12 protein-coding genes, 2 rRNA genes and 1 other annotated feature are annotated in these 16,398 nt (G+C 40.4%); of the genes, 10 read left to right on the top strand and 4 right to left on the bottom strand.

Annotated elements, in window-relative coordinates; translation table 11 throughout:
• The first annotated feature begins 101 nt into the window (after positions 1-101).
• The 5 genes from CSE16_RS00045 to asnB all read left to right on the top strand — a co-directional run bounded on the left by CSE16_RS00045 (position 102) and on the right by asnB (position 8,500).
• A 23S ribosomal RNA gene (locus CSE16_RS00045) occupies positions 102-3,028 on the top strand.
• A gap of 60 nt (positions 3,029-3,088) precedes the next feature.
• Positions 3,089-3,204: ribosomal RNA gene (gene rrf / locus CSE16_RS00050) — 5S ribosomal RNA — on the top strand.
• A 286-nt stretch (positions 3,205-3,490) separates the two neighbouring features.
• Entirely contained in the window at positions 3,491-4,957 is a 1,467-nt protein-coding gene (gene guaB, locus CSE16_RS00055; protein ID WP_099422004.1) for an IMP dehydrogenase, read from the top strand.
• A 138-nt stretch (positions 4,958-5,095) separates the two neighbouring features.
• Positions 5,096-6,430: a D-alanyl-D-alanine carboxypeptidase family protein gene (locus CSE16_RS00060; RefSeq protein WP_099422005.1), complete on the top strand. Its 1,335-nt coding sequence runs from the start codon at positions 5,096-5,098 to the stop codon at positions 6,428-6,430.
• Positions 6,431-6,673: 243 nt separating this feature from the next.
• Positions 6,674-8,500 carry an asparagine synthase (glutamine-hydrolyzing) gene (gene asnB / locus CSE16_RS00065; RefSeq protein ID WP_099422006.1) on the top strand — a complete coding sequence of 609 codons (1,827 nt, stop codon included), beginning with the start codon at positions 6,674-6,676 and terminating at the stop codon, positions 8,498-8,500.
• Positions 8,501-8,504: 4 nt separating this feature from the next.
• On the opposite strand, the gene CSE16_RS00070 is transcribed toward asnB, so the two are convergent.
• On the bottom strand, positions 8,505-9,902 hold the full coding sequence (locus tag CSE16_RS00070) for a MocR-like pyridoxine biosynthesis transcription factor PdxR (protein WP_099422007.1): 1,398 nt from the start codon (positions 9,900-9,902) through the stop codon (positions 8,505-8,507).
• A 153-nt stretch (positions 9,903-10,055) separates the two neighbouring features.
• Positions 10,056-10,268, top strand: a binding site (T-box leader).
• 97 nt (positions 10,269-10,365) lie between these two features.
• Here CSE16_RS00070 and serS point away from each other — a divergent pair.
• Entirely contained in the window at positions 10,366-11,658 is a 1,293-nt protein-coding gene (serS, locus tag CSE16_RS00075) for a serine--tRNA ligase (RefSeq protein WP_099422008.1), read from the top strand.
• A 63-nt stretch (positions 11,659-11,721) separates the two neighbouring features.
• Positions 11,722-12,156 (top strand): GNAT family N-acetyltransferase, encoded by a 435-nt coding sequence (locus tag CSE16_RS00080; RefSeq protein WP_099422009.1) that lies wholly within the window; start codon positions 11,722-11,724, stop codon positions 12,154-12,156.
• Here CSE16_RS00080 and CSE16_RS00085 read toward each other — a convergent pair.
• A complete protein-coding gene (locus CSE16_RS00085) occupies positions 12,151-12,837 on the bottom strand; it encodes a YwaF family protein (RefSeq protein WP_099422010.1) in 687 nt (228 codons plus the stop codon). The genes CSE16_RS00080 and CSE16_RS00085 overlap by 6 nt on opposite strands.
• A gap of 78 nt (positions 12,838-12,915) precedes the next feature.
• Positions 12,916-13,410: a tRNA adenosine(34) deaminase TadA gene (gene tadA / locus CSE16_RS00090; protein ID WP_099422011.1), complete on the bottom strand. Its 495-nt coding sequence runs from the start codon at positions 13,408-13,410 to the stop codon at positions 12,916-12,918.
• A 412-nt stretch (positions 13,411-13,822) separates the two neighbouring features.
• On the opposite strand from tadA, the gene CSE16_RS00095 reads away from it, so the two are divergent.
• Together CSE16_RS00095 and CSE16_RS00100 are read left to right on the top strand one after the other, a co-directional pair.
• A complete protein-coding gene (locus CSE16_RS00095) occupies positions 13,823-14,455 on the top strand; it encodes a deoxynucleoside kinase (protein ID WP_099422012.1) in 633 nt (210 codons plus the stop codon).
• Positions 14,456-14,457: 2 nt separating this feature from the next.
• On the top strand, positions 14,458-15,126 hold the full coding sequence (locus CSE16_RS00100; protein WP_099422013.1) for a deoxynucleoside kinase: 669 nt from the start codon (positions 14,458-14,460) through the stop codon (positions 15,124-15,126).
• A 76-nt stretch (positions 15,127-15,202) separates the two neighbouring features.
• Here the strand turns inward: CSE16_RS00100 and CSE16_RS00105 are convergent, their stop codons facing one another.
• Positions 15,203-15,583, bottom strand: a complete 381-nt coding sequence (locus tag CSE16_RS00105) for a sodium:proton antiporter (protein WP_099422014.1) — start codon at positions 15,581-15,583, stop codon at positions 15,203-15,205.
• 160 nt (positions 15,584-15,743) lie between these two features.
• Here CSE16_RS00105 and CSE16_RS00110 point away from each other — a divergent pair, with 160 nt between their 5' ends.
• Positions 15,744-16,370 carry an RraA family protein gene (locus CSE16_RS00110; RefSeq protein ID WP_099422015.1) on the top strand — a complete coding sequence of 209 codons (627 nt, stop codon included), beginning with the start codon at positions 15,744-15,746 and terminating at the stop codon, positions 16,368-16,370.
• Positions 16,371-16,398: the final 28 nt, after the last annotated feature.

Consider the following 16,398-nt stretch of genomic DNA (forward strand, 5'->3'; position numbering starts at 1 on the left):
ACTGGATAAAACGACATTGAAAGCAATAAACAAACAAATGATCAAGAAATTGATCGTGCAATCTTTTAAAATCTTACTCATTTGAGTAAGTGTAACTTATTGGTTAAGTTAATAAGGGCGCACGGTGGATGCCTTGGCACTAGGAGTCGAAGAAGGACGGCACTAACACCGATATGCTTTGGGGAGCTGTAAGTAAGCTTTGATCCAGAGATTTCCGAATGGGGGAACCCACTATGTTTAATCACATAGTATCTTCACGTGAATACATAGCGTGTTGAGGACAGACGCAGGGAACTGAAACATCTAAGTACCTGCAGGAACAGAAAGAAAATTCGATTCCCTGAGTAGCGGCGAGCGAAACGGGAAGAGCCCAAACCAAAGAGCTTGCTCTTTGGGGTTGTAGGACATTCTATACGGAGTTACAAAAGAATGAGATAGTTGAAGCGGCTTGGAAAGGCCCGCCATAGAAGGTAAAAGCCCTGTAAGTGAAACCTCATTCCCTCTTGAATGTATCCTGAGTACGGCGGAACACGTGAAATTCCGTCGGAATCTGGGAGGACCATCTCCCAAGGCTAAATACTACCTAGTGACCGATAGTGAACCAGTACCGTGAGGGAAAGGTGAAAAGCACCCCGGAAGGGGAGTGAAATAGATCCTGAAACCGTGTGCCTACAAGTAGTTAGAGCCCGTTAATGGGTGATAGCGTGCCTTTTGTAGAATGAACCGGCGAGTTACGATTACGTGCGAGGTTAAGTTGATGAGACGGAGCCGCAGCGAAAGCGAGTCTGAATAGGGCGAATTAGTACGTGGTCGTAGACCCGAAACCAGGTGATCTACCCATGTCCAGGGTGAAGGTGAGGTAACACTTACTGGAGGCCCGAACCCACGCACGTTGAAAAGTGCGGGGATGAGGTGTGGGTAGCGGAGAAATTCCAATCGAACCTGGAGATAGCTGGTTCTCTCCGAAATAGCTTTAGGGCTAGCCTCGTGATTGAGAATACTGGAGGTAGAGCACTGTTTGGACTAGGGGGGCATCTCGCTTTACCGAATTCAGACAAACTCCGAATGCCAGATATTTATACACGGGAGTCAGACTGCGAGTGATAAGATCCGTAGTCAAGAGGGAAACAGCCCAGACCACCAGCTAAGGTCCCAAAGTAATCGTTAAGTGGAAAAGGATGTGGCGTTGCTTAGACAACCAGGATGTTGGCTTAGAAGCAGCCACCATTTAAAGAGTGCGTAATAGCTCACTGGTCGAGTGACGCTGCGCCGAAAATTTATCGGGGCTAAACGATTCACCGAAGCTGTGGATGCATCCGTATGGATGCGTGGTAGGAGAGCGTTCTAAGGGCGTTGAAGTCAGACCGGAAGGACTGGTGGAGCGCTTAGAAGTGAGAATGCCGGTATGAGTAGCGAAAGACGGGTGAGAATCCCGTCCACCGTATGACTAAGGTTTCCTGAGGAAGGCTCGTCCGCTCAGGGTTAGTCGGGACCTAAGCCGAGGCCGATAGGCGTAGGCGATGGACAACAGGTTGATATTCCTGTACCACCTCCTCACCGTTTGAGAAATGGGGGGACGCAGTAGGATAGGGTAAGCAGAGCGTTGGTTGTCTCTGTTCAAGCAGTAAGGCGTGTGTGTAGGCAAATCCGCACACTAATACGTTGAGCTGTGATGACGAGTCCGTATGGACGAAGTTCCTGATTTCACACTGCCAAGAAAAGCCTCTATCGAGGTGAGAGGTGCCCGTACCGCAAACCGACACAGGTAGTCGAGGAGAGAATCCTAAGGTGTGCGAGAGAACTCTCGTTAAGGAACTCGGCAAAATGACCCCGTAACTTCGGGAGAAGGGGTGCTCTTGAGCGTGCAAGCGCACGAGAGCCGCAGTGAATAGGCCCAGGCGACTGTTTAGCAAAAACACAGGTCTCTGCAAAACCGTAAGGTGAAGTATAGGGGCTGACGCCTGCCCGGTGCTGGAAGGTTAAGAGGAGTGGTTAGCGCAAGCGAAGCTACGAATTGAAGCCCCAGTAAACGGCGGCCGTAACTATAACGGTCCTAAGGTAGCGAAATTCCTTGTCGGGTAAGTTCCGACCCGCACGAAAGGCGTAACGATCTGGGCACTGTCTCAACGAGAGACTCGGTGAAATTATAGTACCTGTGAAGATGCAGGTTACCCGCGACAGGACGGAAAGACCCCGTGGAGCTTTACTGTAGCCTGATATTGAATTTTGGTACAACTTGTACAGGATAGGTAGGAGCCAGAGATCTCGGAGCGCCAGCTTCGAAGGAGGCGTCAGTGGGATACTACCCTGGTTGTATTGAACTTCTAACCCATGCCCCTTAACGGGGTAGGAGACAGTGTCAGGCGGACAGTTTGACTGGGGCGGTCGCCTCCTAAAGAGTAACGGAGGCGCCCAAAGGTTCCCTCAGAATGGTTGGAAATCATTCGTAGAGTGTAAAGGCATAAGGGAGCTTGACTGCGAGACCTACAAGTCGAGCAGGGTCGAAAGACGGGCTTAGTGATCCGGTGGTTCCGCATGGAAGGGCCATCGCTCAACGGATAAAAGCTACCCCGGGGATAACAGGCTTATCTCCCCCAAGAGTCCACATCGACGGGGAGGTTTGGCACCTCGATGTCGGCTCATCGCATCCTGGGGCTGTAGTCGGTCCCAAGGGTTGGGCTGTTCGCCCATTAAAGCGGTACGCGAGCTGGGTTCAGAACGTCGTGAGACAGTTCGGTCCCTATCCGTCGTGGGCGTAGGAAATTTGAGAGGAGCTGTCCTTAGTACGAGAGGACCGGGATGGACACACCGCTGGTGTACCAGTTGTCTTGCCAAAGGCATCGCTGGGTAGCTATGTGTGGACGGGATAAGTGCTGAAAGCATCTAAGCATGAAGCCCCCCTCAAGATGAGATTTCCCATTACGCAAGTAAGTAAGACCCCTGAAAGACGATCAGGTAGATAGGTTCGAGGTGGAAGTGTGGCGACATATGGAGCTGACGAATACTAATCGGTCGAGGACTTAACCACAATTTATTGCACATTTTCAATGAAACGTTTATCCAGTTTTGAAAGAACAATCTTTCATAGTGAAGTGATGATGGCAAAGAGGTCACACCCGTTCCCATACCGAACACGGAAGTTAAGCTCTTTAGCGCCGATGGTAGTTGGGGGCTTCCCCCTGTGAGAGTAGGACATCGCTTCGCAAATTAAAACCCACTGAGAAATCAGTGGGTTTTTTGGTAAATAAAAATTATATAATTATCCTATGTTTAATAATTATTACTGCATGAAATAAACATATATAAGATCTAAATAAAAAACAATTTTATTATTATTATTATTAAAAAATGTAGTATGATAATAAATATTACTCCCAGAAAAAAGGTTTAATATTCCGAATAATTTTACTTTTTAAAGATTCTTGACAGTCGAGGTTCACGTTGATAACCTTACAATAATATTCTTTTATAACAGGAGGAACTCTCAAAAATGTGGGAAACAAAATTTGCTAAAGAAGGCTTAACATTTGATGATGTATTATTAGTGCCAGCACACTCTGAAGTTTTACCTAAAGATGTAAACTTATCTGTACAATTAACAAAGAAAATTAAGTTAAACATTCCAATGATTTCTGCAGGGATGGATACTGTAACAGAAGCAAGAATGGCAATTGCTATGGCCCGTCAAGGCGGTATCGGAATTGTTCACAAAAACATGAGCATTGATGAGCAAGCAGAAGAAGTTGAAAAAGTAAAACGCTCGGAAAATGGCGTTATTACAAATCCATTTTTCTTAACGCCAGAACATCAAGTATTTGATGCTGAGCACTTAATGGGCAAATACCGCATTTCAGGTGTTCCTATTGTAAATAATATGGAAGATCAAAAGTTAGTTGGTATTATTACAAACCGTGATTTACGCTTCATTTCAGATTACTCTTTAAAAATTAATGATGTGATGACGAAAGAGGATTTAATTACAGCTGCTGTCGGCGCAACATTAGAAGACGCAGAAAAAATTCTTCAACAATATAAAATCGAAAAATTACCAATAGTAGATGAAAACGGTAAATTAAAAGGTTTAATTACAATTAAAGATATTGAAAAAGTAATCGAATTTCCGAATGCTGCGAAAGATACGCACGGTCGTTTAGTTGTAGGTGCAGCAGTAGGCGTTTCTAAAGACACAATGCTACGTATCGCGAAGCTTGTAGAAGCACAAGTAGATATTATCGTAATTGACACAGCACATGGCCATTCACAAGGCGTTTTAAACACTATTACAGATATCCGTGCAGCATACCCAGAATTAGATATTATTGCTGGAAACGTAGCGACAGCAGAAGGTACTCGTGCTTTATTCGAAGCAGGTGCAGATGTTGTTAAAGTAGGTATCGGACCAGGTTCAATTTGTACGACTCGTGTAGTTGCAGGAGTTGGTGTACCTCAAATTACAGCAGTGTATGATGCAGCTTCAATTGCTCGTGAATACGGTAAAACAATTATTGCTGATGGCGGTATTAAATATTCTGGTGATATTGTGAAAGCTCTTGCAGCAGGTGGACATGTCGTAATGCTTGGTTCATTACTGGCAGGTACTTCAGAATCCCCTGGTGAAACAGAAATCTTCCAAGGTCGTCGTTTCAAAGTATACCGTGGTATGGGTTCACTTGGTGCGATGGAAAAAGGTTCTAAAGATCGTTACTTCCAAGAGGATGCGAAAAAATTAGTTCCAGAAGGCATTGAAGGCCGTCTTCCATACAAAGGTCCTTTAGCAGATACAATTCATCAATTACTTGGTGGTATTCGTGCAGGTATGGGTTACTGTGGTGCACCAGACCTTGAATATTTACGTGAGAAATCGCAATTTATTAAAATGACAGGTGCAGGTTTACGTGAGTCTCATCCACATGATGTACAAATAACGAAAGAAGCACCAAACTACTCTATCCAATAATTACATGAAACTTTCAAACGTTACTGTCGTCAAAAGAACGATAGTAGCGTTTTTTTATGAAAAGGAATCCCCAATTGAGTGGGGCGTATGATAAAATTACGGAGACAAGAAAAATAATAATTATTTGGAGGTAGCCTCGTGAAGAAAGTAAACAAAAAATCATTGATGAGTTTTTTAATGATTCCACTATTGTTACTTAGCATGTTAGGAATAGCACCTGCTACAACAAATGCTGAGACAGATTTAGGATTAACAGTAGATGCAGCAATTTTAATTGACGCAGATTCAGGGAAAATTTTATATGAGCAAAATGCAGGTACGTCACTTGGAATTGCAAGTATGACAAAGATGATGACGGAGTATTTATTACTTGACGCTATTAAAGAGGGGACAGTAACGTGGGATCAGCAATATAACGTAACAGAGTATACATATAAAGTTTCTCAAAATCGTTTATTAAGTAATGTTCCTTTACGTCAAGATGGTACGTATTCAATTAAAGAATTGTATGAAGCAATGGCAATCTATTCTGCTAACGCAGCTACCATTGCGATTGCTGAAACGATTGCAGGTACAGAAACAGAGTTTTTAAAGTTAATGAATAAAAAAGCAGAAGAGTTGGGCTTAGAAAATTATAAATTCGTTAACTCTACAGGATTAAATAATTCAGATTTACTAGGGATGCACCCTGCTGGAACGGGTGAAAATGATGAAAATGTTATGCCTGCTCGCTCTGTTGCAAAGCTTGCTTATCATTTATTAAAGGATCACCCGGAAATGTTAGAAACTGCAAAAATTCCAAAGAAAACATTCCGTGAAGGTACTTCAGATGCTATTGAAATGTCAAACTGGAACTTCATGCTTCCTGGCCTTGTCTATGAATATGAAGGCGTAGATGGGCTAAAAACAGGGACAACAGATTTTGCAGGACATACTTTTACAGGAACAGCAAAGCGTGGAGATACGCGTTTAATTGCAGTCGTAATGAAAGCAGTTGATTCAAAAGGTGTTGGTTCTTATAAGGCACGTTTTGATGCAACAGCGAAATTATTCGATTATGGCTTTGGACAATTTACGAAACATGAAGTTATTCCAGCAAATTACGTTTTTGACGAACAAAAGTCAATACCTGTTATTAAGGGTAAAGAAGACGTGGTAAAAATTGCTGTAAAAGAGCCAATTTCAATATTGGTTAATACGAATGAGAAAGATTTGTACGTTCCTAAATTATCTTTAGAGGTGGATGAATTAGAAGCGGATGTCAAAGAGGGTAAAGTTGTTGGACAAGTTGTAGTGGAGCGTACTGAAGGCACAGATTATGGCTTTATTGATGGTTCAAGCATTACAGCAGATGTCGTGACAACAGAAAGCGTAGAACGCGCAGGTAAGGTGTCACTATTCTTCCAAGGAGCTGCAAACTTCTTCAGTAATTTATGGAATGGTATATTTAGCTTTATTGGTGGGGCTGTTTAACTTACTTCAGCGGGAGGGTAACCTCCACTGAAGTAGTAGAACCCAGGCTAGTAACGCCGCGTCGTGTGGCAACGCATGAGTGAACAACATCATGTTGGCCCAAAGCCCCTGATGGATGTCACAGATTTTAATATAAAATTAAGAAACACATAATTCTCGAGTTGAGAATTATGTGTTTTTTATTTGGACAAATTATACAATTTTTATCTGTTTCATAAAGTAATGGATGGGGGGATTGAAAATATGTGTGGAATTGTTGGATGGGTTAATTTTGAACAGGACTTAAGTAATCATACTGAGAACATAAAAAAGATGACCGCTACATTAATACATCGAGGGCCAGATGCAGGGGAGGTTCATTGCACCGAGCATGCACTGCTTGGACATCGTAGACTTTCTATAATCGATTTAGGCGGTGGTGGGCAGCCAATGACAAAACAGGGGTTTACCATTGTTTATAACGGAGAGCTTTACAATACAGCAACTGTGCGCGATTTATTAATACAAAAGGGACACCAATTTTCAACAACCTCAGACACGGAAGTAATTTTAACCGCATTTATTCAATGGCGTGAACTATGTGTAAATTATTTTAATGGCATTTTTGCTTTTGGAATATGGGATGATGAAAAACAAAGCTTATTTTTAGGCCGCGATCATTTGGGGATAAAGCCACTTTTTTATAAGCAATTACCAGATGGAATTATATTTAGTTCAGAAATCAAGGCCATTTTAAGTCATCCAAGTGTAAAAGCTCAAATTGATTATCGCGGTCTTGCTGCTTTATTGAGTTTAGGTCCTTCACGAACACCTGGAGATGGCATTTTTAAAGATATAGTAGAATTAAAGCCAGGCCATGCGATGAATGTAACAAAATCAGTATCAAAAAGCTGGCGTTATTGGGACGTTCAAAGTAAAGCACATTCACATTCTTTACCAGACACGATAGAACAGGTGAGATGCCTCGTAACAGATGCAATTGAACGCCAATTAGTGAGTGATGTGCCTCTTTGTACAATGCTGTCAGGTGGTCTAGATTCAAGTATTATTACAGCCATTGCAGCAAAGAAATATGCGCTATCCAATCAAACATTAAGTACATTTTCGGTCAATTATGAAGGCAATGATCAGCACTTTAAAGGGAATGCATTTCAAGTATCACAAGATGGCTACTGGATTGAGAAGATGCAACAAGCTTTCCAAACAAAGCATCAGGAAATCGTTTTTACACAAAATCAGTTAGTACAATCATTAAAAGACGTATTATATATGAAAGATATGCCAAGTATGGCTGATATCGATGGCTCACTGTATTTATTTTGTAAGGAAATCGGTCGCGATTTTACCGTTGCTTTATCTGGAGAATGTGCGGATGAGGTATTTGGTGGCTATCCATGGTTTCATCAACAAGAGGAGCAGCAACACTTCCCGTGGCTACGTTCAACAAAGGAACGTCAACAATTATTAACACCGCTTTGGCAAGACCGACTTAAACTTGCTGAATATATGCAAAATAGCTATGAACAATCTGTAAAAGAGATGCCTCATTTTGTAGGAAATGCTATTGAGGTTAAACGTCAGCGATTATTTTATTTAAATAATGTATATTTCATGCAAACGTTAATTGAGCGTAGTGATCGTATGAGTATGGGAGCGAGTATAGAAGTACGTGTACCTTTTGCGGACTATACGGTTATGGAATACGTTTGGAATATTCCTTGGGAAATGAAAACAGCTGGAGGAATGGAGAAGGGTATTTTACGAAGAGCATTTGAAGACATCTTACCAAAAGATGTAATCTATCGTAAAAAGAACCCTTATCCTAAAACGTATCACCCGGCTTATACGACGGGCGTACAGCAGGAATTACGTACTATTTTAAGCCAGAAGAAATCGGTCCTACATGAGTTATTTGATCAAGAAAAATTGCAGCAGCTTCTTGAATCAGGTGGAAAGTCCTTTACGGTTCCGTGGTTTGGGCAATTGATGGCAGGTCCCCAATTAATAGCGTATTTAATTCAACTGCATCATTGGTTTGACCATTATCAAATTGAAATTTTACCTTCTTAAAGGTTTATTTCTTTTTATGAATACCCCAACAGGCCATTAATTGTTGAATATAGCTCTCTAATAATGTCAGTGGAATATTGCCAAAGCCTAATAAAAAGACACGTTCACGGTATGGATTTGCGGTTAATGTATAGTTTGATAGCGGGGCAATGTGAATCCCCTGTTTTAAAGCAATGTCATGAAGCTGTTGTTCATTTTGGTGATGTGGCACCGAAATCAGTAAATGTGTACCTGCTGCATCCCCTGAAATATGAACTTCGGGAAATTGACTAGAAAAAATTTCGATTAATTTATCATGCTTTTTCCGATAAATTTTACGCATGCGATTTAAGTGCTTTGAAAAATGGCCGTCTTTCATAAATCTTGCTAAAATATGTTGCTCAAATCGAGGAACGGTTGCCGAATAATACGTAAAATCAGTTTGATATCGTTTTAACAAAGCAGGAGGTAACACGAAAAAGGCCACACGTAACGAGGGCATTAATGATTTTGTAAACGTACTTAAATAAATTACACGCTCATTTTGATCGAGTCCTTGCAGTGCAGGGATTGGTTTTCCAGTATAGCGAAACTCACTATCATAATCATCTTCAATAATATAGCGATTAGGTGCTTGCGCTGCCCATTTCAAAAGCTGTGTGCGCCGATTGGCTGAAAGAACAGCACCTGTTGGGAATTGATGTGAAGGTGTCACATAAACTAAATTTGCCGCAGTTTTTTGTAATTCCTCGATGATGAGTCCATCCGTATCAATGGGTACAGGGATGGCACGCTGTTTTAGCTGATCTCGATGGATTGGTGAGTATCCTGGATTTTCAAGTGCTAACTTCGCATGATCATCAAATAATTTTAAAATCATGGGCAAAAGTTGCTCTGTACCTGAACCAATGACAATTTGTTCGGGGGTGCATTTAATGCCGCGTGATTGATGCAAGTAATTGGCGATTTCACTTCGGAGAGCTAGCTCTCCTTGACGCTCGCCGGTTTGTAATAAATGCTTGAAAGGTGTATCGAGCACATCCTTTGCATACTTACGCCAAATCGTAAAGGGGAAGGAATTTTCATCTATTTGAGCAGAAGAAAAATCAATCGCATATGTAGGTTTTTCCTCCGCCATACTGTTGATTTCGGCATTCACTGGAACGATAAATGGAAGCTCATCAATCTCCTCGACAAAGTAGCCAACACGTGGCTTAGACATAATAAAGCCCTCCGCAAGAAGTTGTGCATATGCTAGTTCGACGGTTGTTTGGCTAATACTAAAAAAATCAGCCAGCTCCCGTTTAGATGGAAGACGGGCACCGACAGCTAATTGCTGCTTAGAGATAGCATTTTTAATGCCAATATAAAGTTGTTCATATAGTGGAATACTATTTTCCTTGTGTAATTGAAAATAAAGCATAAAATCGCCTCCTTATTGACTGTGCTAAAATATTGAATTTTTTAAAAGTGAACAATGCCAGGAAAGTATAGCATAATCCGCTCTTGTTAGGAATATTTTAGCTGAAACTTGCAAAAATGTGATGTATATAGTACAGTATGGTTAAATTTATAGTTGAATTCGATGATAGGAAGTAGTAGCAAGTATGTTTTTTCAAAGAGAGTCAGCGGTTGGTGGAAGCTGATAAAAGCACTTGTGAATCCGTCCTGGAGATGCGAAGTTGAAGTTCTTTAACTTGGCCGGCTTACCAAAGTCGTTATTTAAGTAAGTGGAATAGATTTGTTCTATTCAATTAGGGTGGCAACGCGGGTAGCTCTCGTCCCTTTCATAGGGATGGAGGGTTTTTTTGTGTTCAATTTGCTAATACACTAACGTATTAAAGCATGCAGTATCATCAATTCAATTGACTTAGGAGGAAGAAAATATGTTAGATATTAAACGTGTTCGTGATAATTTTGAAGAAGTGAAAAAAATGCTTCTGACTCGTAATGAAGATTTAGGAAACTTAGATAACTTTGAACCATTAGACAAAAAGCGTCGTGAGTTAATAGCTAAAACAGAGGAATTGAAAGCTGAGCGTAATAAAGTATCAGAACAAATTTCTGTGATGAAGCGCAATAAAGAAGACGCAACGGAAGTTATTGCACGTATGCGTCAAGTAGGCGATGAAATTAAAACACTTGATACGGAATTAAATGCAATTGAACAAGAATTCAAAGATATGATGATGCGTTTACCGAATATTCCACATGAATCTGTACCAGTTGGGACGGAAGAGGAAGACAATGTAGAAGATTATACATGGGGTAACGTACCAACATTTGATTTTGAAGCGAAAGCACACTGGGATATTGCGAAGGATTTAGATATCGTAGATTTTGAGCGCGGTGCAAAAGTGGCTGGTAGCCGATTCTTATTCTATAAAGGATTAGGTGCGCGTTTAGAGCGTGCATTAATTAGCTTTATGATGGATTTACATGCAGATCATCACGGCTATACAGAAATGTTGCCACCACAAATTGTTAACCGTGATAGCTTAACAGGTACAGGTCAATTACCGAAATTTGAAGAGGATGTATTTAAATTAGTACGTGAGGAAGATGAAGTAGACTTCTACTTAATTCCAACAGCAGAAGTACCGGTAACAAATTATTACCGCGATGAAATTTTAACAGTAGACATGTTGCCACAAGCATTTACAGCGTACAGTGCAAACTTCCGCTCAGAGGCAGGCTCAGCAGGCCGCGATACGCGAGGATTAATTCGCCAGCACCAATTTAATAAAGTCGAATTAGTACGTTTTGTTAAACCAGAAGAGTCTTATGAGCAATTAGAATTACTAACAGGTCATGCTGAAAAAGTATTACAATTATTAGGTTTACCGTACCGCAAATTAAAAATGTGTACAGCAGATTTAGGTTTTACAGCTGCTAAAAAATACGATTTAGAAGTATGGATTCCAGCACAAAAAATGTTCCGTGAAATTTCTTCTTGTTCAAACTTTGAAGATTTCCAAGCGCGTCGTGCGAATATCCGCTTCCGTCGCGAGCCAAATGCCAAACCAGAATATGTACACACATTAAACGGTTCAGGCTTAGCCATTGGTCGTACAGTAGCAGCTCTTTTAGAAAACTACCAACAAGCAGATGGTTCAGTTATTATTCCGGAAGTATTACGTCCATATATGGGTGGCGTAGAAGTCATTTCAGCAAAATAATGAGAAGGGGGACTCTTTTACGAAGAGTACCCCTTTTTTTGAATAGAAGGAGAGGTAAATGAAATGGAAACCCAATTATTTCAACAAGAAATACCAAAAGCTATTATAGATGGCATTCAACAAGTGCATAGAGCAATTTTTGATGGGACTATTTTAAAAGAAGAAAAGCTTCAACATAAGGTAAATTTACTAGCTGTCGTTGTTTTAGAGGAGGGCATTGTTGCAGGATTTAAACTAGGATATGAGCAGCCAGATGGTGTATTTTATAGTTGGCTTGGTGGGGTTCATCCACAATATCAACAGCGTGGTATCGCGATGAAATGTATGACGGCACAGCATGAGTGGTGCAAGCAACAAGGCTATAGCCGCGTTCGCACATATGGTCGCAATGAGAGGAAAGCGATGCTAATTGTGAATATAAAAGCAGGCTTTGAGATTACCTCAACATTTATCGATGCAAAGGGCCGTCATAAAGTTGTATTTGAAAAAGCATTATAGCTCTTTTCGTATGAGTAATGGTGCGTATGCAATGCACCAATAAATCAACAGAGCAAGTACTAAGCTAGTTAAATATCCAGATGCGCCGAATGCATCAAAAAGCCATTGCAGCGGTGTTCCAGAAACAGGTCGATTTAAAAACATAAAATTCGTCTGAAAATGACTATTATAAAAGTAAATTGGAGGTACAATGAATACCAAAAATACGACCGCTCGCCATAAATCTTGCCAGCGTAAATCAAGCTGTTTGGTTATGAGTAACGGGAAAATAAAAGCGAGCAGGAGTGAGTGAAATAAAAAACTGTGCACATGTAGAAAGCTTCCTACTGGATCAGCCGTCCACCCTGGAAATAGGAGCGCAATTGCAGCACCAGGTAATGTTAAGGCATACAGTATGGTTGAGGTTGTACGGCTCCCAAAATAAGCATGCCAACCTGTGATAAAAATGCCAAGCCCACATAAATGCAGTGGAGGGCTCCAGTAGGAATATTGCCCTTTTACAAGTAAAAAGAGTTGCTTAGCACATTCTAAAAGAAGTAGTAACCAAAAAACAGATTTCAAATATAATGGTTGATTTACTATATTAGAAAACTTATAAAGATATATTAGAAAAATTAATATAATTATAATACTAGCAAGCCAAATGATATGGGTCGAATCGAATAAAGTAAATCCGTTCATAGTAAGCTCCTATTCAATTTTAGTGAATAAGAAGAGCCGTCGTTTCCTGTTGTTTTGATACTAAGTTTGTTTTGCCAGCTATTCTTTTCGTAATCTTTTTTTCGCTTTTTTTCGTTCACGCAAAGCGCGGAAAAAGTCAGTTAAAACTTGTCCACATGCATCTGCTAAAACACCTTCTGTTACTTCGCATTCATGATTAAATCGTTCATCGTTTAAAAGGCGATACAAGGAGTCAACACATCCCGCCTTCAAGTCACGCGCGCCGTATACAACGCGTGGAATCCGTGATTGTAAAATAGCGCCTGCACACATTGGGCAAGGCTCTAGTGTGACATAAAGGGTCGTTTCTTCTAAGCGCCAGCTCCCGATTTTTTTACATGCTTCCTGAATGGCCATACTTTCCGCATGTGTTAATGCGTTTTGCGTTGTTTCTCGTAAATTGTGTGCACGTGCAATAATCTCATCTTGATAGACGATAACTGCACCGATTGGCACTTCTCCTAGAGCAGCTGCTTTTTGCGCTTCTTCTAGTGCTACTTCCATATAATAATGATCTTTATTGTTCGTCGTCATGTTTAATCGCCCCTTCCGTTTATTGTAGCATGGCTTTAACTTATTTCAGTAGAATTCCACTACTTCTATAAGTGGAGAATGAATGTCAAGTATGACACTATTTCAGTGGGGGTTCAAACTCCAGTTGAGAAGAGGTACTCAGGCTAATAACGCCGCATCGTGTTGCAACGCTGGATTGACCAATATCGTGTTGGCCCAATGATACAGCGGATGTCACAGATTTTTTAGACGATTTATTTGAGCAAGCTCGAAAAAAATCTGGACGCAATAACGCCAATGCATTATAGATTATACAGGCTAAATTTCCTCAGAAATGGAATATGTTGTTTTGTAAACTAATTTATTTTGTTGTCGTCGATTCACTGTGATAAAATGAAAAGCACTGACTATATGGAGAGAAGGGGGACTTCTAGTGTCTGAGCCGTTTATAACAGTAGAAGGTCCGATTGGTGTGGGTAAAACGTCGTTATCAAAAGCGATTTCAGAGGCGTTTAAGTACCATTTGTTAAAAGAGATTGTTGATGAAAATCCGTTTTTAGGGAAGTTTTATGAGGATATAGATGAATGGAGCTTTCAAACCGAGATGTTTTTTCTTTGCAATCGTTACAAGCAGCTTTCGGATATTAATCATATTTTAGATAAGCAACGTTCAGTTGTAGCGGATTATCATATTTTTAAAAACTTAATTTTTGCGAAACGGACATTAAAGCCGGTTGAATATGAAAAGTACGAGGCCATTTATAACATATTGACAAAAGATATGCCAAAGCCCAATATGGTCATTTATTTGCATGCGAGCCTGGATAAACTGATGGAGCGAATTACCATGCGCGGTCGTGAATTTGAGAAAAATATTTCGCGTGATTACATGGAGCAACTATCGAAGGATTATCATGAATTTATTGGCCATTTTGAGAAAATACATCCAGACATACCGGTTATTTATCTCGATGGGGACGCGCTTGATTTCGTGAAAAATGAAGAAGATTTGCAAAATATATTAAAAATTATTAAAGAAAAGTTGCAACAAAGGAGTTTGCGTTAATCATGAATTTAAGAGAAAAATATAACATCCCAGCAAATGCGGTTATTACGATTGCAGGAACGGTCGGTGTCGGAAAATCGACAATGACAAACGCGTTAGCAGAGGCGTTAAATTTCCGAACATCTTTTGAAAAGGTGGATACGAACCCATATTTAAATAAATTTTATGATGATTTTGAGAAATGGAGCTTTCATTTACAAATCTACTTTTTAGCAGAGCGTTTCAAGGAGCAAAAGCGTATTTTTGAATATGGGGGAGGGTTTATTCAGGATCGTTCAATTTACGAGGATACGGGTATATTTGCAAAAATGCACTATGATAAAGGGACGATGACGCCGACAGATTATGAAACGTATACTAATTTATTTGGCGCGATGGTGATGACCCCTTATTTCCCTCATCCAGATTTACTTGTTTATTTAGAAGGCTCAATTGATGATGTCATTGGACGAATTCAAGAGCGTGGGCGCGAGATGGAGCAGCAAACACCGCATGCATACTGGGAAGAGATGCATAGCCGCTATGAGAATTGGATCAATGACTTCAATGCTTGTCCGGTACTACGAATTAATATTAATGATTATGATTTAAAGGAAAACCCAGAGCAAGTGGATCATGTTGTGGCGCGTATTGGTCATATGCTGGAACAAACGAGTCATTTACGAAAATAATAGAGCTTAAAATAGAGGTGTTTTTGATTTCATATCAAAACACCTCTTTTCTGGTTCAAGAAATGGGCTTCCATGCTCATTTTAATATAAATACAGCGATTATAAGTGGAGCGGTAACGAGTAGAAGGACGAAAAAGCTCCACACAAGCTGCATCCCGTTCGACATATTTTTAGGTTTGATGCTGATGGCTTCATACAGTTCATTAATAGCTCGCTGTTCTTTTTCAAATAACATGGATTGAAACGCACTGTAATCTTCAATATGGGAGGTAGGATTTTCGAAATGAAAGCGAATGGCACGTATATCATCCGTTACCTCTTTTTCTTTATGGAAATAAGCAATAGTGGGTGCGATACCACCTGTTAATCGGGCGACGACATCAATATCGAAAGTAGTCATTTTATAGATAGGTATACCAGAGTCATTAATTGCCTTTTGAATAAGTCGATTGTTCATACATAAGCCCTCCTTTTACGTGTAAGTAGTATTCCCCAGATAGAGAACGTTGTAACAAAACTTTTAAAAAATATTGCGTTGAAAATGAAATATCTATTATGCTGAGTAGTAATTACAAATTTTAGGTATTTGTAAAAGCATATGAAATGGGGATGGAAATATGACGACAGTACCAATGTTAGAACAACGCTTATCGGCATTACCAACTACGGCGATTTCGGATGTTACAGGGGGACACACAAATGTGGATGCATCGATTAAGCCACTAGCCGACCATTTTAAAATAGCAGGACGTGTATTAACTGTACGCTTACCTGACGGGGAAAATGGTGCGGTGTTAGAGGCCATTAGTAAGGCAGAAAAAGGGGATATTATAGCAATAGATGCAAAAGGTAATAATAACCGTGCAGTAGCAGGGGATTTTGTTATGCAACTCGCGCAAGGAGTGGGCGTACAAGGCTTTGTTGTAGATGGTGTTATTCGTGATTTAGCAGCTGCAAGAGCCATTGATTTTCCAATATTCTCAATAGGAACGACGGTTGCAGCGGGGAATAAAAATGGCGGTGGTGTAGTAGGCAGAGCCATTTCCTTAGGTGGTGTGGCTGTTCAGTCCGGGGATTATATTATTGGAGATATTGACGGGGTAGTCATCGTTCCCCAATCAGATGTTGAATGGGTGATTCAAGCGGCGGAAGAAAAAGTTACAAAAGACCAAGCGCGTGAACAACAAGCATTACATAACGGAGAGCAATCAATTCGCGCGTATTTGGCAAAAGTTCTAAAATAAATAATTTGAATCCACATGAAAAATGCAG

The sequence above is a fragment of the Solibacillus sp. R5-41 genome (assembly GCF_002736105.1).
GTDB lineage: Bacteria > Bacillota > Bacilli > Bacillales_A > Planococcaceae > Solibacillus.